Origin of the sequence: Leeuwenhoekiella marinoflava DSM 3653, from assembly GCF_900129005.1 — a bacterium.
Classification (GTDB): Bacteria; Bacteroidota; Bacteroidia; order Flavobacteriales; family Flavobacteriaceae; genus Leeuwenhoekiella; species Leeuwenhoekiella marinoflava.
Map to the genome: position 1 here is coordinate 88,222 of NZ_FQUN01000015.1, position 18,045 is coordinate 106,266.

Annotated in this window: 14 protein-coding genes; 10 read left to right on the top strand and 4 right to left on the bottom strand. The window is 37.4% G+C overall.

Annotated elements, in window-relative coordinates:
* Positions 1-24: 24 nt before the first annotated feature.
* Positions 25-2,742 carry a putative LPS assembly protein LptD gene (locus BUB91_RS14260; protein ID WP_073100005.1) on the bottom strand — a complete coding sequence of 906 codons (2,718 nt, stop codon included), beginning with the start codon at positions 2,740-2,742 and terminating at the stop codon, positions 25-27.
* A 229-nt stretch (positions 2,743-2,971) separates the two neighbouring features.
* On the opposite strand from BUB91_RS14260, the gene BUB91_RS14265 reads away from it, so the two are divergent.
* From BUB91_RS14265 to bshA, 8 genes are all read left to right on the top strand, one after another.
* On the top strand, positions 2,972-4,069 hold the full coding sequence (locus BUB91_RS14265; RefSeq protein ID WP_073099966.1) for an N-acetylmuramoyl-L-alanine amidase family protein: 1,098 nt from the start codon (positions 2,972-2,974) through the stop codon (positions 4,067-4,069).
* A 58-nt stretch (positions 4,070-4,127) separates the two neighbouring features.
* The gene (locus BUB91_RS14270) at positions 4,128-5,078 is read left to right on the top strand and encodes an MlaD family protein (RefSeq protein ID WP_073099967.1); all 951 of its coding nucleotides are present in this window, start codon (positions 4,128-4,130) and stop codon (positions 5,076-5,078) included.
* 5 nt (positions 5,079-5,083) lie between these two features.
* Positions 5,084-6,427, top strand: coding sequence for a 4Fe-4S dicluster domain-containing protein (locus BUB91_RS14275; protein ID WP_073099968.1), 1,344 nt, complete (start codon positions 5,084-5,086; stop codon positions 6,425-6,427).
* Between the two features lie 33 nt (positions 6,428-6,460).
* Positions 6,461-6,895, top strand: a complete 435-nt coding sequence (locus tag BUB91_RS14280) for an LNS2 domain-containing protein (RefSeq protein WP_073099969.1) — start codon at positions 6,461-6,463, stop codon at positions 6,893-6,895.
* 32 nt (positions 6,896-6,927) lie between these two features.
* Positions 6,928-7,719, top strand: a complete 792-nt coding sequence (locus BUB91_RS14285; RefSeq protein WP_073099970.1) for a (Fe-S)-binding protein — start codon at positions 6,928-6,930, stop codon at positions 7,717-7,719.
* Positions 7,720-7,897: 178 nt separating this feature from the next.
* Positions 7,898-8,383: an ABC transporter ATPase gene (locus BUB91_RS14290; protein ID WP_073099971.1), complete on the top strand. Its 486-nt coding sequence runs from the start codon at positions 7,898-7,900 to the stop codon at positions 8,381-8,383.
* Between the two features lie 8 nt (positions 8,384-8,391).
* Entirely contained in the window at positions 8,392-11,307 is a 2,916-nt protein-coding gene (locus tag BUB91_RS14295; protein ID WP_073099972.1) for a serine hydrolase domain-containing protein, read from the top strand.
* Between the two features lie 73 nt (positions 11,308-11,380).
* Complete coding sequence (gene bshA / locus BUB91_RS14300; protein WP_073099973.1) at positions 11,381-12,535, top strand: N-acetyl-alpha-D-glucosaminyl L-malate synthase BshA; 1,155 nt, start codon at positions 11,381-11,383, stop codon at positions 12,533-12,535.
* A gap of 74 nt (positions 12,536-12,609) precedes the next feature.
* On the opposite strand, the gene BUB91_RS14305 is transcribed toward bshA, so the two are convergent.
* Positions 12,610-13,101, bottom strand: coding sequence for a hypothetical protein (locus tag BUB91_RS14305; RefSeq protein ID WP_073099974.1), 492 nt, complete (start codon positions 13,099-13,101; stop codon positions 12,610-12,612).
* Between the two features lie 141 nt (positions 13,102-13,242).
* Between BUB91_RS14305 and BUB91_RS14310 the strand changes: the two genes are divergently transcribed.
* A complete protein-coding gene (locus BUB91_RS14310; RefSeq protein ID WP_073099975.1) occupies positions 13,243-16,170 on the top strand; it encodes an FAD-binding and (Fe-S)-binding domain-containing protein in 2,928 nt (975 codons plus the stop codon).
* Here BUB91_RS14310 and BUB91_RS14315 read toward each other — a convergent pair.
* Positions 16,167-16,940 carry an aldose 1-epimerase gene (locus tag BUB91_RS14315; RefSeq protein ID WP_073099976.1) on the bottom strand — a complete coding sequence of 258 codons (774 nt, stop codon included), beginning with the start codon at positions 16,938-16,940 and terminating at the stop codon, positions 16,167-16,169. The genes BUB91_RS14310 and BUB91_RS14315 overlap by 4 nt on opposite strands.
* Entirely contained in the window at positions 16,941-17,414 is a 474-nt protein-coding gene (locus BUB91_RS14320) for a hypothetical protein (RefSeq protein ID WP_073099977.1), read from the bottom strand.
* Positions 17,415-17,548: 134 nt separating this feature from the next.
* On the opposite strand from BUB91_RS14320, the gene BUB91_RS14325 reads away from it, so the two are divergent.
* On the top strand, positions 17,549-17,968 hold the full coding sequence (locus BUB91_RS14325; RefSeq protein WP_073099978.1) for an OsmC family protein: 420 nt from the start codon (positions 17,549-17,551) through the stop codon (positions 17,966-17,968).
* The last annotated feature ends 77 nt before the right edge of the window (positions 17,969-18,045 follow it).

The window sequence follows — 18,045 nt, forward strand, 5'->3', positions numbered from 1 at the left end:
AATATAAAAGGTTTTCAGGTTAGTTTAAAGACGTTGATCTGGCGTGCGGCGTTGCTCATACTTAAGATCGCTCAATACGCTAGATTTGATACCTATAAAGAAGTTCCAAGAAGCGTAAGTCCCAAAGGGTGTCCACGCAAAAGTCATGTTGAAACTCTCCAAATCTCTGGCAAATCTTAATTGTGTAGGCGTGAATTTTCCGGTAGTTAAATCTATACCCGAAGAAGCTCCTACAAACCATTTTTCACCCAGTTCTACATCTCCGCTAAAATTTAAGGCGTGAGAAGTTATAAGGTCTTGCCGTGTCGCATTACCATAATTCACATTATAGTTTACACGTAAATTCCACGGAATGGTGTAATTGTAGAGTTTTTGCTTTTCATCAGGATCTTCGTCTGCACCTTCGGTATCGTTAAATTTATTCTGAAGCTGCCTGCTGTCTTCACCTAATAAGTTATCCCGCCTACCACCATTTCGTGCGGTTTGGGTGTTTTCACCTTCTACATCATCATTTTCTTTACCAAAACTTTTACTGCTGAACGAATAACCAAAGTTCGCACTGGCATTAGTAAGCCTAAAGAGGCTTCCGCCATTGGCGATATTGAGTTTGTCGATGCGCTTATTATTATTATTCAAAGCATAAGGATCTAGCGTCATATTGAAATTAACGCTCAGTTTGCTCTGAATAATCGGAATAGTACCTCTTACAGAAACCGGACTCAACCTTAAACTATCTGCCAGAAAATTGTAGTTTGTAGAAATAGCTAGATTGCTAATCAAATCAATCTTTTTAGGCTCTATGGCGGTACTGTCTTTATCACGCACTTTAGCTTCAAGCGTGTTGTTTATACTAAAACTGATACCACTAGAACTGAAATTACTGGGGGCTCCATAAAAACCACCTTCAAAACGAGAATACGTTACCTCACGCGTCAAGTCGCCGTTAGGGTCATCTAACTCTGGAGCAAGATAGGTATCATAATACTGATCAAATGCCGGATTGTAATTAAAAGAAACCGAAGGTTTCATAGTGTGACGTATGGCTTGAATTTTTTTATCATCTCCAAAGTTAGCCTGGCCGTATACCGTAGTGCCTAAACTAGTACTGAAATTATAGGTTCTAAATGAGTCAAAGCCTTTAACGGTGTCGCGTACAACTTCACGAAGATTAGGGTCGTAACCTTGATTTATAGTTTCAAAGACCCAACTTTCTTGATAGTTAGTGCTTGCAGATACACTAAAATGTTTAAATAATTTAAAGTTGGTCGTAATTGGGATGCTATGGCGTATTCCCAATTCTGCATCTCTAAACATTTGTGCAGTAAAAAACAAACTGTCTGTCGTTTCAAAACGATTTTCACCGCTACCGCTGTAGTTAAAGTTTATGTTCTGAATAAAACCTTTTTTGGAACCACTCTTTGGAGCAAAAGGATAAATACGGTCTACATTTAATTGTAAGCTCGGTAAGGTCATGTTGATAACCTGCGTCTGTGTGTTTTGAGAATGTCTCGCGGTTAAAGCAAGATTAACCTGAGGTACTGATTGAAAGGTTTTTGAATACGAAACAGAAGAACTCAAAGTATTGGTTAATCTACTCGCTGTGTTGTCAATATTTGTAGACTGCGTAAAATAGTTACTACTACCTAAGTTAACCGATGCAGAAAATCGAGAATTAGGACTCGCTTTAGAATCCTGACTATGCGACCACTGTATGTTGTAGGTATTCGTTTCGGCAAAGTTAGGGAGGCCCCGCTCACCATTTAAGAGTCTTTCGTAACGTATGTTTACATTACCGCTGAATTTGTATCGTTTTCTATATGAACTGCTTCCTCTTAAAGCATAACTACCATTTGTGTAATAATCACCCGTTAAGGTAAGGTCCATATAATCGTTGACGGCAAAATAGTACCCACCATTTTGTAGAAAATAGCCTCTTTCATTGGTTTGCCCAGGAGATGGCATTATAAAACCAGAAACACTAGTCTCTTTTTCCATCGGAAAATATGAAAAAGGAACTCCTAGCGGAATAGGTACATCGTAAACAAACATGTTTACGAGCCCGGTTACAATTTTCTTTCCGGGGACAAACTTTACTTTACGAGCGTAGAAATAATATTCAGGATCGTCCTCATTTTCACTCGTGGTGAAGCGTACGTTTTTCATAAAAACGACCGAATCGTTAACCCGCTTACTCACTTCGTTTTTAATATAGAATTCCTGCTGTTGCGTACGCGAACCGTAAATAAGCGCTTTTTCGGTTTTGAAGTTGTACTTAATAGAATCGGGTTCTACGGTATTTGCTCCCTGAACGAATACAGGACTTTGTGTGTAACCTGTAGAATCTTTAATTCCTTTAGCAAAAACAGTATTCGTATTGTTGTCAACTATAATCTGACCTGCAGTTATATTGATGTCTGTGTAATTTATTTGCGCTTCGTTGTATAAATAGAGTTTATTTTCTTTTCTGTTGAATTTAGAATAATCAGTGGCACTGTATTTGACAATATCAGTTAATGCTTCTCTGGGAGCAGCGATGCTGTCTTGTAAAGTGCTGTCTTGCTGAGATTCTGGCTCTTGTTCTGTTAATAGCGTTCCCGTAGGTTTTAAGCGGGAGTCAACGCCAGATGTGTCTGCAGGTATCTTGTTAAGTGTGCTAACCGGTAGTTCCTGAGACCATAAAGACCCACAGAATAAAAGGCTTATGCCTAAAACTAGCAGTACTGAAAGGATCTTTGTTTGCAATGGGATTAATACTATTTTTGTAAATGTAAGGGCAAAAATCAAAGTGCCAAAATTACATCTATTTTTTAGAAGCCCTAAAGTATTGCCATTAAAAATGGACGAATTAAACTCAGGGGAAAAATCTTTGATTTCAAATTCTAAAATACTATAATTTCTAAGACCTTGCTGCAAGTATACAAATCCCAGGCAGTATATAAAATAGTTAGACTTTAATTGACGTTACCCAAATATGAGAACGACTGCAACCTATATATTAGTATTCTTTTTTATAATTCCTTCAAAAAAGGTTTTTGCCAACCTTAAATCCGATGATTTTAAGAAATTTATTGTGGTGATAGATGCCGGTCACGGCGGTCACGACCCGGGTAAAAACACAAGAAATGGTATTAAAGAAAAAGATATTGCTCTTAAAATAGCTTTATTAATAGGAGATGAACTTCAAAAGCGAAAAGATATTGAAGTAATTTATACGCGTAAAACTGATGTTTTTATAGGCCTAGAAGAGCGCGGTCACATAGCAAACCGTGCAGGGGCAGATTTATTTATCTCTGTTCATTGCAATGCGCATAATTCTCAAGCTTCTGGAGCAGAGTCGTATGTTTTAGGATTGCACCGTAATAAAACCAATTTTGAAGTTGCTAAGGCAGAAAACGAAGTGATCTATCTGGAGGATAATTATGAAGAGAAATATGCTCAGTATAATTTGAATTCACCAGAATCTGTAATCGGGCTTACATTGATGCAGGAAGAATTTTTAGACCAAAGCATACAGTTGGCTAGTTATGTTCAGGATAATTTTAGACAAAAACTAAAGCGAAAAGACCGAAGTGTCAAACAAGCAGGATTTGTGGTTTTGCACCAAACCGTTATGCCTAGTATTCTTATCGAAACCGGTTTTATAACAAATAATGACGAAGGTAGATATTTGAACTCATCAAGTGGTCAAAGAGAAATAGCACACGCAATTTCTCAAGCTGTAGAAAAATATAAAGATAATGTGACGACAAATGACTTTTTGGGTATTAAAAAAGAGGTGCCTGTAGCCGAAGTGAAAGATGTGGTTGTTGATGACGCTATATTTAAAGTTCAAATAGCGGCTAGTAGTCGTAGTATAGATACTAAGCCTTATAACTTTAAAGGTCTCCGTGAGATTTCTAAAACTAAAGAGGGAAAGCTCTATAAATACTATTACGGCGACACTTCTAATTATACAGAAATAGAGCGTATGCTGCGAGAAGCTCAAGCTAAAGGTTATAAGACAGCCTATATAGTAGCCTTTAAAAACGGAATTAAGCAAAACGCTAATGATTTTATAAATAAAAGTTAGCGTGCGAAGTCCTAATAGAATTTATTCCTAAATTTGAGGCTCATCAAAAAAAAATACTTTGAACATTTCTAAAGAGGTAAAAACAGGTCTTTTAGCAGTTGTTGCTATAGCTCTGCTAGTCTTTGGCTATAGCTTTTTAAAAGGCAATAACCTATTGAGCAACGATCGTACCTATTATGCTATTTATGATAATGTAGAAGGTTTATCGCCGGGTTCTAATGTTACCATAAATGGTCTTATTGTAGGTAAAGTTTTATCTATTGATTTTGCAGATAATAAAGGAGATCTTTTAGTAACTTTTAATGTTCAGAATGATTTTCAATTTTCTAAATCTAGTAAAGCTCAGATTTATGGAGGAGGCTTAATAGGGGGTAAAAATTTATCTATTGAACCAGACTACCAATCAGGAGAAACAGCAAAATCAGGAGATACACTTGAAGGTACAATTGATGAAGGTATTTTTGAATTAGTAAATGAGCGTTTAACACCATTACAGGCTAAAGTAGAGTCTGTTATAAATAGTACAGATTCTGTTTTAACGGGGGTTTCTGATGTTTTAGATCAAAGTACTCGTAAAAATCTTAGAGAAACCATTGCGCACATTAATGAAACTGCAACAAACTTTAAGCAGGCTTCTTATAGTCTCAATAAGCTACTTGCAGATAACGATCAGAAGTTGTCAAGAACGTTTACCAATCTTGATGAAATGTCTGCAAATTTTAATAAAGTAAGTGATAGTCTATCTAAAGTAGATGTTAATGCGTTAGTAACCAGAATGGAAAGTGTATTGGCAGATTTTGAAAGTATATCTTCTAAAATAGAACGTGGTGAAGGTACACTGGGGCAGTTTATAAATGACGACCAGATGTATAATAATCTAGAGCGTGCTACAAAACAAATGGAAGAGTTGATGCAAGACATAAAGCTTAACCCTAAGCGTTATGTGCATTTCTCAGTTTTTGGTAAAAAACCAGGGCCTTATGAAGAGCCGCAAGATTCACTTAAATAAAACTTATGCAGTATCTGCCTAATATTTTGTTTGTAATAGCTCTTGCAGTAGGAGTTGGTTTTTTTGTACTGAATATTAAAAAACTCATCCGGAATATTAAGTTAGGTCGTGATGAAGATCGAAACGACAACAAGCCTCAACGTTGGAAGAATATGGCTAAAATTGCTCTTGGGCAATATAAGATGGTCACAAGACCGGTTTCCGGAATAGTTCACGTGCTGGTATATTTAGGTTTTGTTATTATAAATATTGAAGTGCTTGAAATCATCATTGATGGTATTTTTGGCACACATAGAATTTTTAGTTTTCTTGGAGGTTTTTACGATTTCTTAATCGCTGTTTTTGAACTATTTGCTTTACTTGTTTTAGTAGGTGTAATTATCTTTTGGATACGCCGAAATATTCTTCATATAAAAAGATTTCTTAATCGGGAGATGAAAGGTTGGCCAAAATTAGATGCCAATCTAATACTGTATTTTGAAGTGGTTTTAATGGTTTTGTTTTTGACCATGAACGCTGCAGACTTAACGCTTCAGACTAAAGGAGCTGAGCATTATGCAAGTGCTTCGGGCATCGTAGGATCTTTTCCTATAAGTCAGTTTATCACACCTCTATTTGAAAACCTGAGCATTTCGACCTTAATACTTATTGAACGTACGACTTGGTGGGTCCATATTTTAGGAATCTTAGTATTCCTTAATTATCTATATTATTCAAAGCACCTACATATTTTATTAGCTTTTCCTAATACGTATTTTGCACGTTTAAAACCACAGGGTCAGTTTGATAATTTAGAAGCTGTCACTAACGAGGTGAAATTGATGATGGATCCTGATGCAGATCCATATGCAATGCCAGACGAAGGTGCCGAAGATGAGGTGCCAGCAAAGTTTGGAGCAAGTGATGCTACAGATTTAAGTTGGGTACAATTGCTCAACTCCTATACATGTACAGAGTGTGGTAGATGTACCAGTGAGTGCCCGGCAAATCAAACCGGTAAAAAATTATCGCCACGTAGAATCATGATGGCAACCCGTGATCGTATAGAAGATATCGGTAAAAACATAGATGCTAATAAGGGATTCTTTAAAGAAGATGGTAAACAATTATTAGATGATTACATTAGCCGAGAAGAATTGTGGGCTTGTACCACGTGTAACGCGTGTGTAGAAGCTTGCCCGGTAGGCATTAATCCTTTGTCTATAATTATGGATATGCGTCAATATCTTGTAATGGAGCAGAGTGCTGCGCCAACAGATTTGAATAACGCAATGACCAATATTGAAAATAATGCTGCTCCTTGGCCTTTTAATCAAATGGACAGAGCAAATTGGATTAACGAGAACTAGTAACCAACCAGTAAATATTTAAATAGAGAACTCATGAAAAAAGAGGAAGTAGACAAAATGTTAAGTGAAAAACTTCAAGACGGAGAGCACGTAAGTCCTGTGCTACCTGATGGAGTTAAGAACTACCTCATTGACATAGACGGAACAATTACTGAAGATGTTCCTAACGAAGAACCAGAGCGTATGGGAACTTGTGAACCGTTTCCTGATGCTTTGGCTACATTAAACAAGTGGTATGATGAAGGTCATATTATTTGCTTCTTTACATCACGTACAGAAGAGCACCGTGAAGTAACCGAAAATTGGTTGAACAAACACGGCTTTAATTATCACAGCTTGCTAATGGGGAAACCACGTGGTGGAAATTACCATTGGATTGACAATCACTTGGTAAGAGCAACCCGTTATAAAGGGAAGTTTACAGATCTTGTAGAAAAAGATGTAACTATAGAAGTGTTTAAAGACTAAGTTTTAAACACTAACGCATAAAACAATTATCTATGGCAGAAGCTATCAAAGTACCTACGATGGCAGAATATATGGCGCAGGGCAAATCTCCAGAAGTTTTATTTTGGGTGGGTTGCGCCGGAAGTTTTGACGATCGTGCAAAAAAAATCACTAAGGCATTTGTTAAGTTATTAGCAAAAGCAGAGGTGGATTTTGCGGTTTTGGGTACCGAAGAAAGCTGTACCGGTGATCCGGCAAAACGCGCAGGTAATGAGTTTTTATTTCAGATGCAGGCGGTCACTAATATCGAAGTACTTAATGCGTATGAGGTAAAAAAGATTGTTACAGCGTGCCCACATTGTTTCAATACGATTGCTAATGAATATCCCGGTTTGGGAGGAAATTACGAGGTTCTGCATCATACCCAATTCTTAAAATCCTTAATCGATGAAGGTCGTTTAACGGTAGAGGGAGGTAAGTTTAAAGGGAAACGTATAACCTTCCATGATCCGTGTTATTTAGCACGAGCTAATCGTATTTATGAGGCGCCTCGAGATTTGTTGAAAAAGCTCGAGGTAGAACTTATAGAAATGAAACGTTGCAAAACTAAAGGTTTTTGTTGTGGTGCAGGTGGGGCTCAAATGTTTAAAGAGCCAGAGCCGGGTACTAAAGATGTGAACATCGAGCGTACCGAAGAAGCATTAGAAACAAAACCAGAAGTTATTGCAGCCGGTTGCCCGTTTTGTAACACAATGATGACAGACGGTGTCAAAAATAAAGAACAAGAAGACAAAGTTGAAGTGTTGGATATTGCAGAAATAATAGCCAGCGCAGAAGATTTATAGCTAAAATTTAATTTAAAGTATAAAAGCCATCTTAATTAGGGTGGCTTTTTTTATGCTCTTCTAATTTATCGCATATTCTTAGATATAAAGATTTGATTTTAGAGCCTTTTAACAGTATCTTTTTTAAAGGCGGACTTTATATACCTTAAGTTTGCGAGACTAAATTTCTCTTAACTTTATGTTGACTCCTTTTAAAGAATTACCGGATAATTCACGCTTATGGATTTACCAAAGCGATCGTAAATTTTCAGAAGAAGAACTTCTGAAACTTCAAGAATATTTAATTGCATTTCTAGAAAAGTGGACGGCTCACGGAGCAAGTCTTAACGCAGGTTTTGAAATAAAATATGAACGTTTTATAGCTATAGCTCTAGATCAAAGCACCAGCTCAGCGAGTGGCTGTTCTATAGATGCCCAAGTACATTTTATACAAGAATTGGAGAAAGAGTTTGAGATTTCTCTCCTTGATAAAATGAACGTGACTTATATTCAAAACGACCGACTACACTTTAAACCACTTGCAGATTTTAAAAAGATGGCAAAAGATGGTGCTGTGGGTAAAAATACCACTGTTTTCAATAATTTAGTAAACACTAAAGAAGAATACTTAGAACATTGGGAAGTGCCTGCAATAGAAAGCTGGCATAGCCGTTTCTTTAAATAAAAAGATATATGCTTAAAGATCGTTTACTCTTAGGAGTAGTACTCATAATGGCCTTTACTGGCTACTCACAAACTAATAATCCCTTAATAGCAAAAGAGCTTACCGAGCAACAGGCTTGGGTAGATAGTATTTACGACTCCATGACCTTAAAAGAGAAAATAGGTCAGTTGTTTATGGTAGATGTATTTAGCAGCGACCCTAAGTCTAAGACTGATGCTATTATGACCTTGATCAAAAACAACCATATAGGTGGTGTTATTTTTTCAAAAGGTGGTCCTATGCGACAGGCAAAATTGAATAATGAGTTTCAGGAGGCGAGCAAGATTCCGCTAATGATTGCGATGGATGCAGAATGGGGACTTGCCATGCGATTAGACTCTACTTATGCTTTTCCGTGGAATATGACCTTGGGTGCGATCAAAGACAATAAATTAGTTGAACAGGTTGGTCGTCGGATTGGGTTGCACAATAAAAGGCTGGGTGTTCATATTAATTTTGCACCGGTTGTAGATATCAATGTAAATCCGGAAAATCCAATAATTGGCAATCGTTCTTTTGGTGAAGACCGCGATAATGTGACTGATAAAAGTGTAGCATTTATTAAGGGGATGCAGGGAGCCGGAGTTTTGGGCAGTGCAAAACACTTTCCGGGGCACGGGGATACCAATCAGGATTCACATAAAACTTTACCTACAATTCCTTTTACACGCAAGCGACTAGATTCTATTGAGATGTATCCGTATAAAAAAGTGATCGATGCTGGTATCGCTAGTATTATGGTCGCGCATCTCAATGTCCCGGCATTAGAAAGCAGAAAAGGCTTTCCGACCTCTCTTTCTCAAAAAGTAGTTACCGGTTTACTTAAAGACAGTCTTAAATTTCAAGGTCTCATTTTTACCGATGCGTTGAATATGAAAGGAGCATCTAACTACAAAGAGCCTGGATTGATTGATTTGGAAGCCTTTAAAGCAGGTAATGATATTTTACTTATCAGCGAAAATGTGCCTAAAGCCGTTGCTAAAATAGAAGAGGCTTATACTCAAGGAGAAATCACAGAAACCCGTTTGTCACGCTCTGTAAAGAAGATTTTATTTGCAAAATTCAAGGTAGGATTAAATAATTATCATCCGGTTGAAACTACAAATCTTTATGAAGATCTAAACAAGCCTGAAGATGAAGTAGTTTATCGAAAAGCAATGGCTAGTGCACTTACAGTGCTTAAAAACAATCAGGCAATTTTGCCGATAAAAGATCTTGATGATAAGAAAATCGCCTATGTAGAATTAGGTGATGATAGTGGAGATGCATTTTTTCATTCTTTAAAGAAGTATGCTGAAATAACAAAAATAAATGGTTCTTCTACAGTAGAATTACTTTCGAAGTTAAAAGACTACAACTATGTAATTATTGGTTTTCATCGTTCTAACGACAATCCGTGGAAATCTTATTCTTTTTCGGCTCAAGAAATCGCAACCATTGAAGCGATAGCGGCAGAGAAAAAAACAGTTTTGGATGTTTTTGTAAGGCCATACGCCCTGTTAAAGTTGAAAAATACTCAGAATATTGAAGGCATAATTATGTCTTACCAAAATAGTAAGATTGCTCAAGATCTGAGTGCTCAACTTGTTTTTGGTGCTATTGGAGCCGAAGGAAAACTACCTGTTTCTATAGGGAATGAGTTTAAGATTAATACCAGTTATGAGACAGGAATTCTTCGCCGACTGAAATACGGTATCCCTGAAGAAGAAGGGATGGACTCCAAAAAACTAAGTGGCATCGATAAGCTGATGAATGAAGGCCTTACTGATGTTATGTTTCCCGGAGCACAGGTTTTGGTAGCACGTCACGGTAAAGTAATTTATGAAAAAGGCTTTGGGTATCATACATATACTAAAAAAGAAAAGGTGAAGTTAGACGACGTTTACGATCTGGCTTCGATGACTAAAATTCTTGCAACATTACCGCTTTTGATGAAGCGTTATGACGAAGAGAAATTGACCTTAAATGATAAATTGGGGACGTTGCTACCGGTACTGCAAGGTTCAAATAAGCAAAATATTACTGTGAAGCAGGTGTTGTCGCACTACGGCAGACTTAAACCCTGGATACCTTTTTACACGGCAACATTTGATGAATCCGGAAAGCTTTCAAAAAAATACTATCGTACCAGACCTGAAGATAACTTTGATATAAAAGTTGCAGAAGATATGTATCTGCGCAATGATTATCCTGATACGATTGTAAAAATTATAGCAGATTCAGATCTGTTAAGCAGACGAGTTTATAAGTATAGCGATTTGTCTTATTTTCTATTTAAAAAATATTTGGAAGATACAGAAGGTGATGACCTTCATGGCTTAACACAGAAATATTATTACGGTTCTCTAGGAGCAAATAGAATGGGTTATAAACCTTTAGAGCGTATTGTAAAAGGTGCTATTGTTCCTTCAGAGAATGATACCTACTGGCGTATGCAGCAGGTACAAGGCTACGTGCACGATATGGGCGCAGCGATGGAAGATAATATAGGCGGTCATGCCGGCCTTTTTAGTAATGCTAATGACGTTGCTAAGATGATGCAGATGTATCTGCAAAATGGGTATTATGGCGGTAAACGCTATTTCTCAAAAGCCACTATGGATGCGTTTAATACATGTTATTATTGCTCAGAAGGAGTGCGAAGAGGTGTAGGTTTTGATAAACTTCAGCTGGGTACAGCAGGTCCTACTTGCGGTTGCGTTTCAAAGGCTAGTTTTGGGCATAGTGGTTTTACCGGTACTTTTACCTGGGCAGATCCTGAGACAGAAATTATCTACGTATTTCTTTCAAACCGCACATTTCCTACAGCAACTAATAGAAAGTTGATTTCTTCAAACCTCAGAACACGTATTCAGGAAGTTATTGAAAATGCGGTAATGCCGTGATTCTGATCATAAATAATGATTAAAACCAGAATTTTAATTCTTAAGCTGGCGTAATAATTGGTAATTTTACGTCATGAAAATTGCTATAGTTTGTTATCCCACTTTTGGCGGTAGTGGCGTTGTTGCTACAGAGCTGGGTATTGCGTTGTCTAAACGCGGTCACGAAGTTCATTTTATCACTTATAAACAGCCGGTAAGACTTGATTTACTTAATGAAAAAATATTTTTTCACGAGGTAAATGTACCGGAGTATCCGCTGTTTCATTTTCAGCCTTATGAGTTGGCGCTTTCCAGCAAACTGGTTACGATTATCAAGGCATATCATATAGATGTTTTACACGTGCATTATGCGATACCACACGCATATGCAGGTTATATGGCAAAGAAAATGCTTGAGCAAGAAGGGATAACCATACCTATGGTGACAACTTTGCACGGTACTGATATTACGTTAGTAGGTAATCATCCCTTTTATAAACCAGCTGTAACCTTCAGTATCAATAAAAGTGATGTGGTGACTTCGGTTTCTCAGAGTCTAAAAGACGATACTAATCGCTTGTTTAATATTAAAAGAAAGATTCAGGTTATCCCCAATTTTATAGATCTCAGCATAGTTAAAAACTCATTTACAGATTGTCAACGCAGATTAATGGCTTCTGAAAACGAATGTATAATTACGCATATTAGTAACATGCGGGAGGTAAAATGTATTCCTGATGTGATTAAGACTTTCTATCGTATTCAAAAGGAAATACCAGCAAAACTTATTATGGTGGGTGAAGGACCAGAACGTGTCCCTGCTGAAAAACTCGCTGAAGAATTGGGTATTGCAGGTAAAGTTATATTCTTAGGAAACAGTAATGAGATTGATAAAATACTTTGTTTTTCAGATCTGTTTTTGCTTCCTTCTAAAGCTGAAAGTTTTGGCCTAGCTGCGCTTGAAGCGATGTCGCATGGAGTACCGGTGATATCTTCAAATGCAGGCGGACTTTCAGAAGTGAATACCGAAGGTTTTTCAGGCTTTTTAAGCGATGTAGGAGATGTTAAAACGATGGCAAACAACGCGCTTAAAATTCTAAAAACAGATGATAGTTTGGCTCAATTTAAATTACAGGCAAGACAGCAGGCAACTCAGTTTGGTATAGAAAAAATAGTACCGATGTACGAAGAGGTTTACGCAAAGGCAATCAAAAAAAATCAGCCTAGGACTAAAGCGTCTTTAGCTTAAACTCCCAGATTCTAACACATAAAAAAGCCGTGAATTTTAAAATTCACGGCTTTTTTATGTGCTATTTTGATTGATTAAAACTGGTAACGTATACCCAATGCAATATCAAAATCTAAATCATTATTGTCGTAGTAAGGATTATTATCACCAAAGCCAATTTCTGGCCTGAAATCAAGTGATAAAACTAACGGAATATCAAAGTTGTATTCAATACCTATATCACCTGCAGCAAATACAAAAGTGTCATCGTCATAACGATTATCATCATATCCGTAAGAGGCAAGACCACCACCTACACCAGCGTACCAGTTAAAGCCACCATCAATATTCCATACCCATTGGTAAAGACCTGCAAGTTTAAATCCGTCGTAATTTTTACCATCTCTAATACCTAAATCTAATTCTAATCTGTTGTTTCCGCCTAAAGCTCTTTGATAAGAAATTTCTGCACCAAAACCGTCACTGTCACCCAATCTTAAACCCAATGCGTTAGGAGCGATATCCTGTGCTTGTGAAGTGAAAGAAAATCCTGCAATGAGTACAAATGCGATTAATACTTTTTTCATAATTATAAATCTTTTTAAATGTTAGTATTGCAAATGTAATCTGAGATAAGCTGAGTGCTTACAGCCGTTGCGCCAATCTTTTGTTAAGCTTATCTAATCATGTGTTAATGCCTTCAAAGGGATTAATTGTAACTTTAGCCTATGATTTCAAACCTCTCAGACGCTTTAAAAACACTTGCCAAATCTCTTGAAGGAGATTTGGTTTATGATGATTTACACAAACATTTGTATGCTACAGATGCATCAGTTTATCGCAGGTTGCCGGTTGCTGTTGCTTTTCCAGAAAATGAGCAGGATTTAAAGAAACTTATTTTATTTGCCGGCGTGCATCAGATAGGGTTGATACCGCGAACCGCTGGAACTTCTCTTGCTGGTCAATGTGTGGGAGATGGTATTGTGGTTGATGTTTCTAAACATTTCACAAAGATTATTTCTTTTGATAAAGTCAATAAGACGGTTACCGTACAACCGGGAGTGATTCGAGACGAGCTCAATAGATATTTAGAACCTCACGGCTTGTTTTTTGGTCCTAATACGTCAACGTCAAATCGGTGTATGATTGGTGGAATGGTGGGTAATAATTCTTCAGGAACGACTTCTATTCAGTACGGAGTTACACGAGATAAACTGGTTCAATTGAAAACTCTTTTAAGTGATGGAAACGAAGCTGTTTTTAATGAAATCACAGCTGAAGAGTTTTCGCAAAAGCGGAAGCTAAAAAATAGGGAAGGCGATTTATACCGAAGCATTTTTGAAGAATTAAACACTTCAGAATCCCAAAAGGAAATTCGGGAAAATTATCCCAAACCTGAAATTCATCGAAGAAATACCGGGTATGCATTAGATGCATTGCTTGATAATTCGGTTTTTGAAGAAACGAGTACCCAGCATTTTAATATGTGTAAACTGCTGGCAGGAAGTGAAGGTACTTTAGCTTTAACAACAGAAATCACCCTGAAATTAGATGAATTACCACCGGCAAACGGAGTGATGATCGCTGCACATTTTGAAAGTATTGAAGCCTGTTTAGAAGCTGTTGTTCCTGCTATGAAGCATAAGCTGTACGCTTGTGAAATGATGGATAAGGTTATTTTAGATTGTACATTAAATAACCGGGAGCAGCAAAAAAATCGATTTTTTATAGCAGGTGATCCGAAAGCTATTTTAATGCTTGAAGTACGTGCAGAAACAATAGATCAGGCTCGCAAAGCAGCGGTAGAACTTATTGCAACGGTAGAAGCATCAGGCTTAAGTTATGCCTATCCTACTTTAGAAGGTTCAGAGATTAGCCAGGCTTTGGAATTACGTAAAGCCGGTTTAGGTTTGTTGGGAAATATCGTAGGTGACCGTAAAGCGGTGGCGTGTATAGAAGATACCGCCGTAGCTCTTGAAGACCTGGCTCCATATATTAAAGAGTTTAGCGTATTAATGGCAAAATTTAGACAGGATGCGGTGTACTATGCACACGCGGGAGCAGGCGAATTACATTTACGACCTATTCTAAATTTAAAGCGAGCCGATGATGTTATTTTATTTCGGCAGATAACTACTGCGGTTGCACAGTTGGTAAAGAAATATAAAGGCTCTATGAGCGGCGAGCACGGTGACGGTCTCGTACGTGGAGAGTTTGTAGCGTTGATGTTAGGCAGTGCAAATTATGAGCGCTTAAAACGCATTAAAAACAGTTTTGATCCTCAGAATATTTTCAATCCCGGGAAGCTCGTAAATGCAGGACCTATGGATGCACATTTACGGTACACGCCAGATCGCGATGAACCGGAGATTGAAACACTGATGGATTTTAGCGATACGCAGGGAATTTTAAGAGCGGCAGAACAATGTAACGGTTCTGGTGATTGTAGAAAGATGCCCGAAGCTGGTGGAACGATGTGTCCCAGTTATCGTGCAACACGTGATGAAAAAGACTCTACACGTGGTCGAGCCAATACACTTCGTGAGATTTTAACGAATTCTGAGCGAAGAAATAGCTTCAATCATAAAGAACTAAAAAATGTTTTTGACCTTTGCCTAAGCTGTAAAGCTTGTGCGAGTGAATGCCCCAGCAATGTGGATGTGGCTGCTTTAAAAGCGGAGTTTGAATATCAATATAAAAAGGAAAATGGAAGTTCGTTAAGAACTCGGGCATTTGCATTTAATGCTTACCTGAACAAATTTGCTGCGGTGCTTCCCAGTATCACAAACGGATTGTATAAAGCTAAATTGAGCGGTAAATTCATAAGAAAAACTTTAGAAGTTGCTCCAGAAAGAAGCCTTCCGCCTCTGGCGAAAAAAACTTTACGTAAGCGCTTTAAAAGACTTAGAGCGTTCAATCCTAAAAATCCTATAAAGACAGTCTATCTTTTTGCTGATGAATTCACCAATTATCTGGACGCTCAGATAGGGGAGGATGCAGTGGTTTTGTTGCAGCGGTTGAATTATGAAGTGCGCATCGTAACGCACGCAGAAAGCGGCAGGTCATTTATATCAAAAGGTTTTTTAAAATATGCACGGAAAGCTGCTCAGAAAAACATTCAGACTTTTAAAGATTTAATTGATGAAGAACATCCATTAATTGGTGTTGAACCCTCAGCGATTTTAGGGTTTAGAGATGAATACATCAGGCTGGCAAAAGATGTTGAAGCAGCTAAAAAGCTTGCAAAAAATACATTTACAATAGATGAATTTCTAAATGCTGAAATCAAAGCAGAACGTATTAAAGCAACCTCTTTTACTACCGAATCAAAAAAACTTAAAATCCACGGGCATTGTCATCAAAAAGCATTGAGCGGTATAGAGCATACCTTTAATATTCTCAATTTACCAGCCAATTTTAAACCAACCATTATTCCGTCTGGATGTTGTGGTATGGCGGGGTCTTTTGGGTACGAGAAAGAGCATTACGATTTGAGTATGCAAATAGGAGAGCAAACCTTGTTTCCAGCAGTAAGAAAGGCGACTAATGATACTTTAATAGTAGCCCCGGGAACAAGCTGTAGACATCAAATAAAAGACGGGACGCAGCGCGAAGCAGTACATCCCGTAACAGTTTTGAAGAATGCTTTGGTTTAGATATTTAGAAATACAGAGAATACTGTTTCACCATCTCCTAAAGTCTGAAAACCTTCGTGTAAATTTTCCTGTTTTACGGCGTAAGGATAAAAACTAATAGGCTCTATACAAAGCATATTGGTGACTTCGGTCCAGAGCATAAAGTTGCCAAAACCTTCAGATTTAATGGTGATGTTTTTATCGTCCTGTAGACTGATTTCAGTACAATCTGATACTTGAAAAGCGCGGCTTCCTACAGCCATAATTTCTTCTAAAGAAATCTCTTTTTTTGCATTTTGAACCACAGGTGTTTCAGAATGTAATTTAAATGCAGGATGATACCCCAGCATAAAAGGCATTCCTTTTTCACCGCTGATTATGAATTCGATTTTGAGCTCGTTTTTACTTAGTGTGAATTGCTTTTTAAAAACGAAATCATAAGGCCAGGATAACCATTCTTCAGCTGACTTTTTAGGGAATTTTGAATTCTTAACTTTGGTTCCTGCTTTATATTTTTTTTCAAAAATCGCTGAAGTTTCCGTAGAGCTTTTCAGTTCGTAAGTAAGTTCACGCAATAAACCGTGCTGATCTAAAATGGCTTCACCTTTGGGGGTTTGCACTTTAAAATAGGCTTCGTCAGTTGGTCCAATAACCGGAAACATCTCATCATCAGATTTTCCCCAGCCCGGACTTCCTACCTGATGTATATATTCGTGATCATCCTTTTTATAACTTGATAATTGTCCTTTATCTATTGAAACCGCTTGGTTGTTCAGTTGTAATTGTGTCATTTAATTTAGATTTTCTAGTGCGTTATAATAATCAAGATGCAGGTCTTCGTGCAGTGCTTCAATTTTTTTATGGATGTATTCCAGTTGTCTGAGATAGAGATTACGCAGCGTATTATTATTCCGAATCGCAGGTCTAACCGTGTTCATCTTTTCGCAGAAATAAATCAGGAGTTGTACCTCAGTTTCTTTGTTGCCGGAATAGCGAATGTACTTTTTAGTTTCCCTTAGAATCTTACGTATAGACTTTTTCATCCAGTAATAATTCTTGTTATTAATCGTCTTAAACTGCTCATCAATATCCTCTTTTACACTTGCCAGGTAACCCGCCTCATAATCCGATTCAAAAAGCAAATAAGTGAGTAATTCTTTGTTTTCTTTTTTGAATTTTACCAACCGCAAACAGATTTGAAGCAGTTCTTCTTCTTCTTTGTGCTTTAATTCTTTTTTGAGTTGCGTTACCGTAGCTGCTTTCATAGTTGCAATTTAACCAAAATGCTGTTAAAGCCCGTTAATACTAGAACTATAAACGCTAAATTATATTTAAAATAGTTGTGAGGAAGGCACTTGATGGTTAGTTTTAGATAAACCAAAAAATAAAAAATAGACATATGAAATTTTCAAGAAACGCATCTGCAAACTGGAAAGGGCAAATTAAAGCCGGAATGGGAACAATCTCAACAGAAAGTACAGTTTTAGACGGTGCAAAATACGCATTTGGAACCCGTTTTGAAGACGGAAAAGGTACAAACCCTGAAGAATTAATAGGGGCAGCTCACGCCGGTTGCTATACGATGCAATTATCAGCATTTTTAGGAGAAGAAGATTTAACTCCAGAGAATTTGCACACGGATGCTAAAGTAACTTTTGAAGATGGAGCAATCACTAAAGTTCACCTAACCTTAAAAGGTAAAGTACCTGGGTGTGACGCAGAGACTTTTGAGAAAATTGCTTCAAAAGCAAAAGAAAATTGTCCGGTTTCAAAATTGCTGAAAGCTGAAATCACTTTAGACGTTACATTAGAAGAATAAAACCTTTTGAAATATAATTATAAACCGCTTTCTGGCGGTTTTTTTATGTCTTAGTGTCAATTGTGTAAAGCGTATAT

Coding starts and splice junctions, on each gene's coding strand:
- bshA (WP_073099973.1), top strand. CDS start 11,381: ATGAAAATTGCTATAGTTTGTTATCCCACTTTTGGCGGTAGTGGCGTT.
- BUB91_RS14325 (WP_073099978.1), top strand. CDS start 17,549: ATGAAATTTTCAAGAAACGCATCTGCAAACTGGAAAGGGCAAATTAAA.
- BUB91_RS14320 (WP_073099977.1), bottom strand. CDS start 17,414: ATGAAAGCAGCTACGGTAACGCAACTCAAAAAAGAATTAAAGCACAAA.
- BUB91_RS14275 (WP_073099968.1), top strand. CDS start 5,084: ATGCAGTATCTGCCTAATATTTTGTTTGTAATAGCTCTTGCAGTAGGA.
- BUB91_RS14315 (WP_073099976.1), bottom strand. CDS start 16,940: ATGACACAATTACAACTGAACAACCAAGCGGTTTCAATAGATAAAGGA.
- BUB91_RS14310 (WP_073099975.1), top strand. CDS start 13,243: ATGATTTCAAACCTCTCAGACGCTTTAAAAACACTTGCCAAATCTCTT.
- BUB91_RS14290 (WP_073099971.1), top strand. CDS start 7,898: ATGTTGACTCCTTTTAAAGAATTACCGGATAATTCACGCTTATGGATT.
- BUB91_RS14305 (WP_073099974.1), bottom strand. CDS start 13,101: ATGAAAAAAGTATTAATCGCATTTGTACTCATTGCAGGATTTTCTTTC.
- BUB91_RS14280 (WP_073099969.1), top strand. CDS start 6,461: ATGAAAAAAGAGGAAGTAGACAAAATGTTAAGTGAAAAACTTCAAGAC.
- BUB91_RS14285 (WP_073099970.1), top strand. CDS start 6,928: ATGGCAGAAGCTATCAAAGTACCTACGATGGCAGAATATATGGCGCAG.
- BUB91_RS14295 (WP_073099972.1), top strand. CDS start 8,392: ATGCTTAAAGATCGTTTACTCTTAGGAGTAGTACTCATAATGGCCTTT.
- BUB91_RS14265 (WP_073099966.1), top strand. CDS start 2,972: ATGAGAACGACTGCAACCTATATATTAGTATTCTTTTTTATAATTCCT.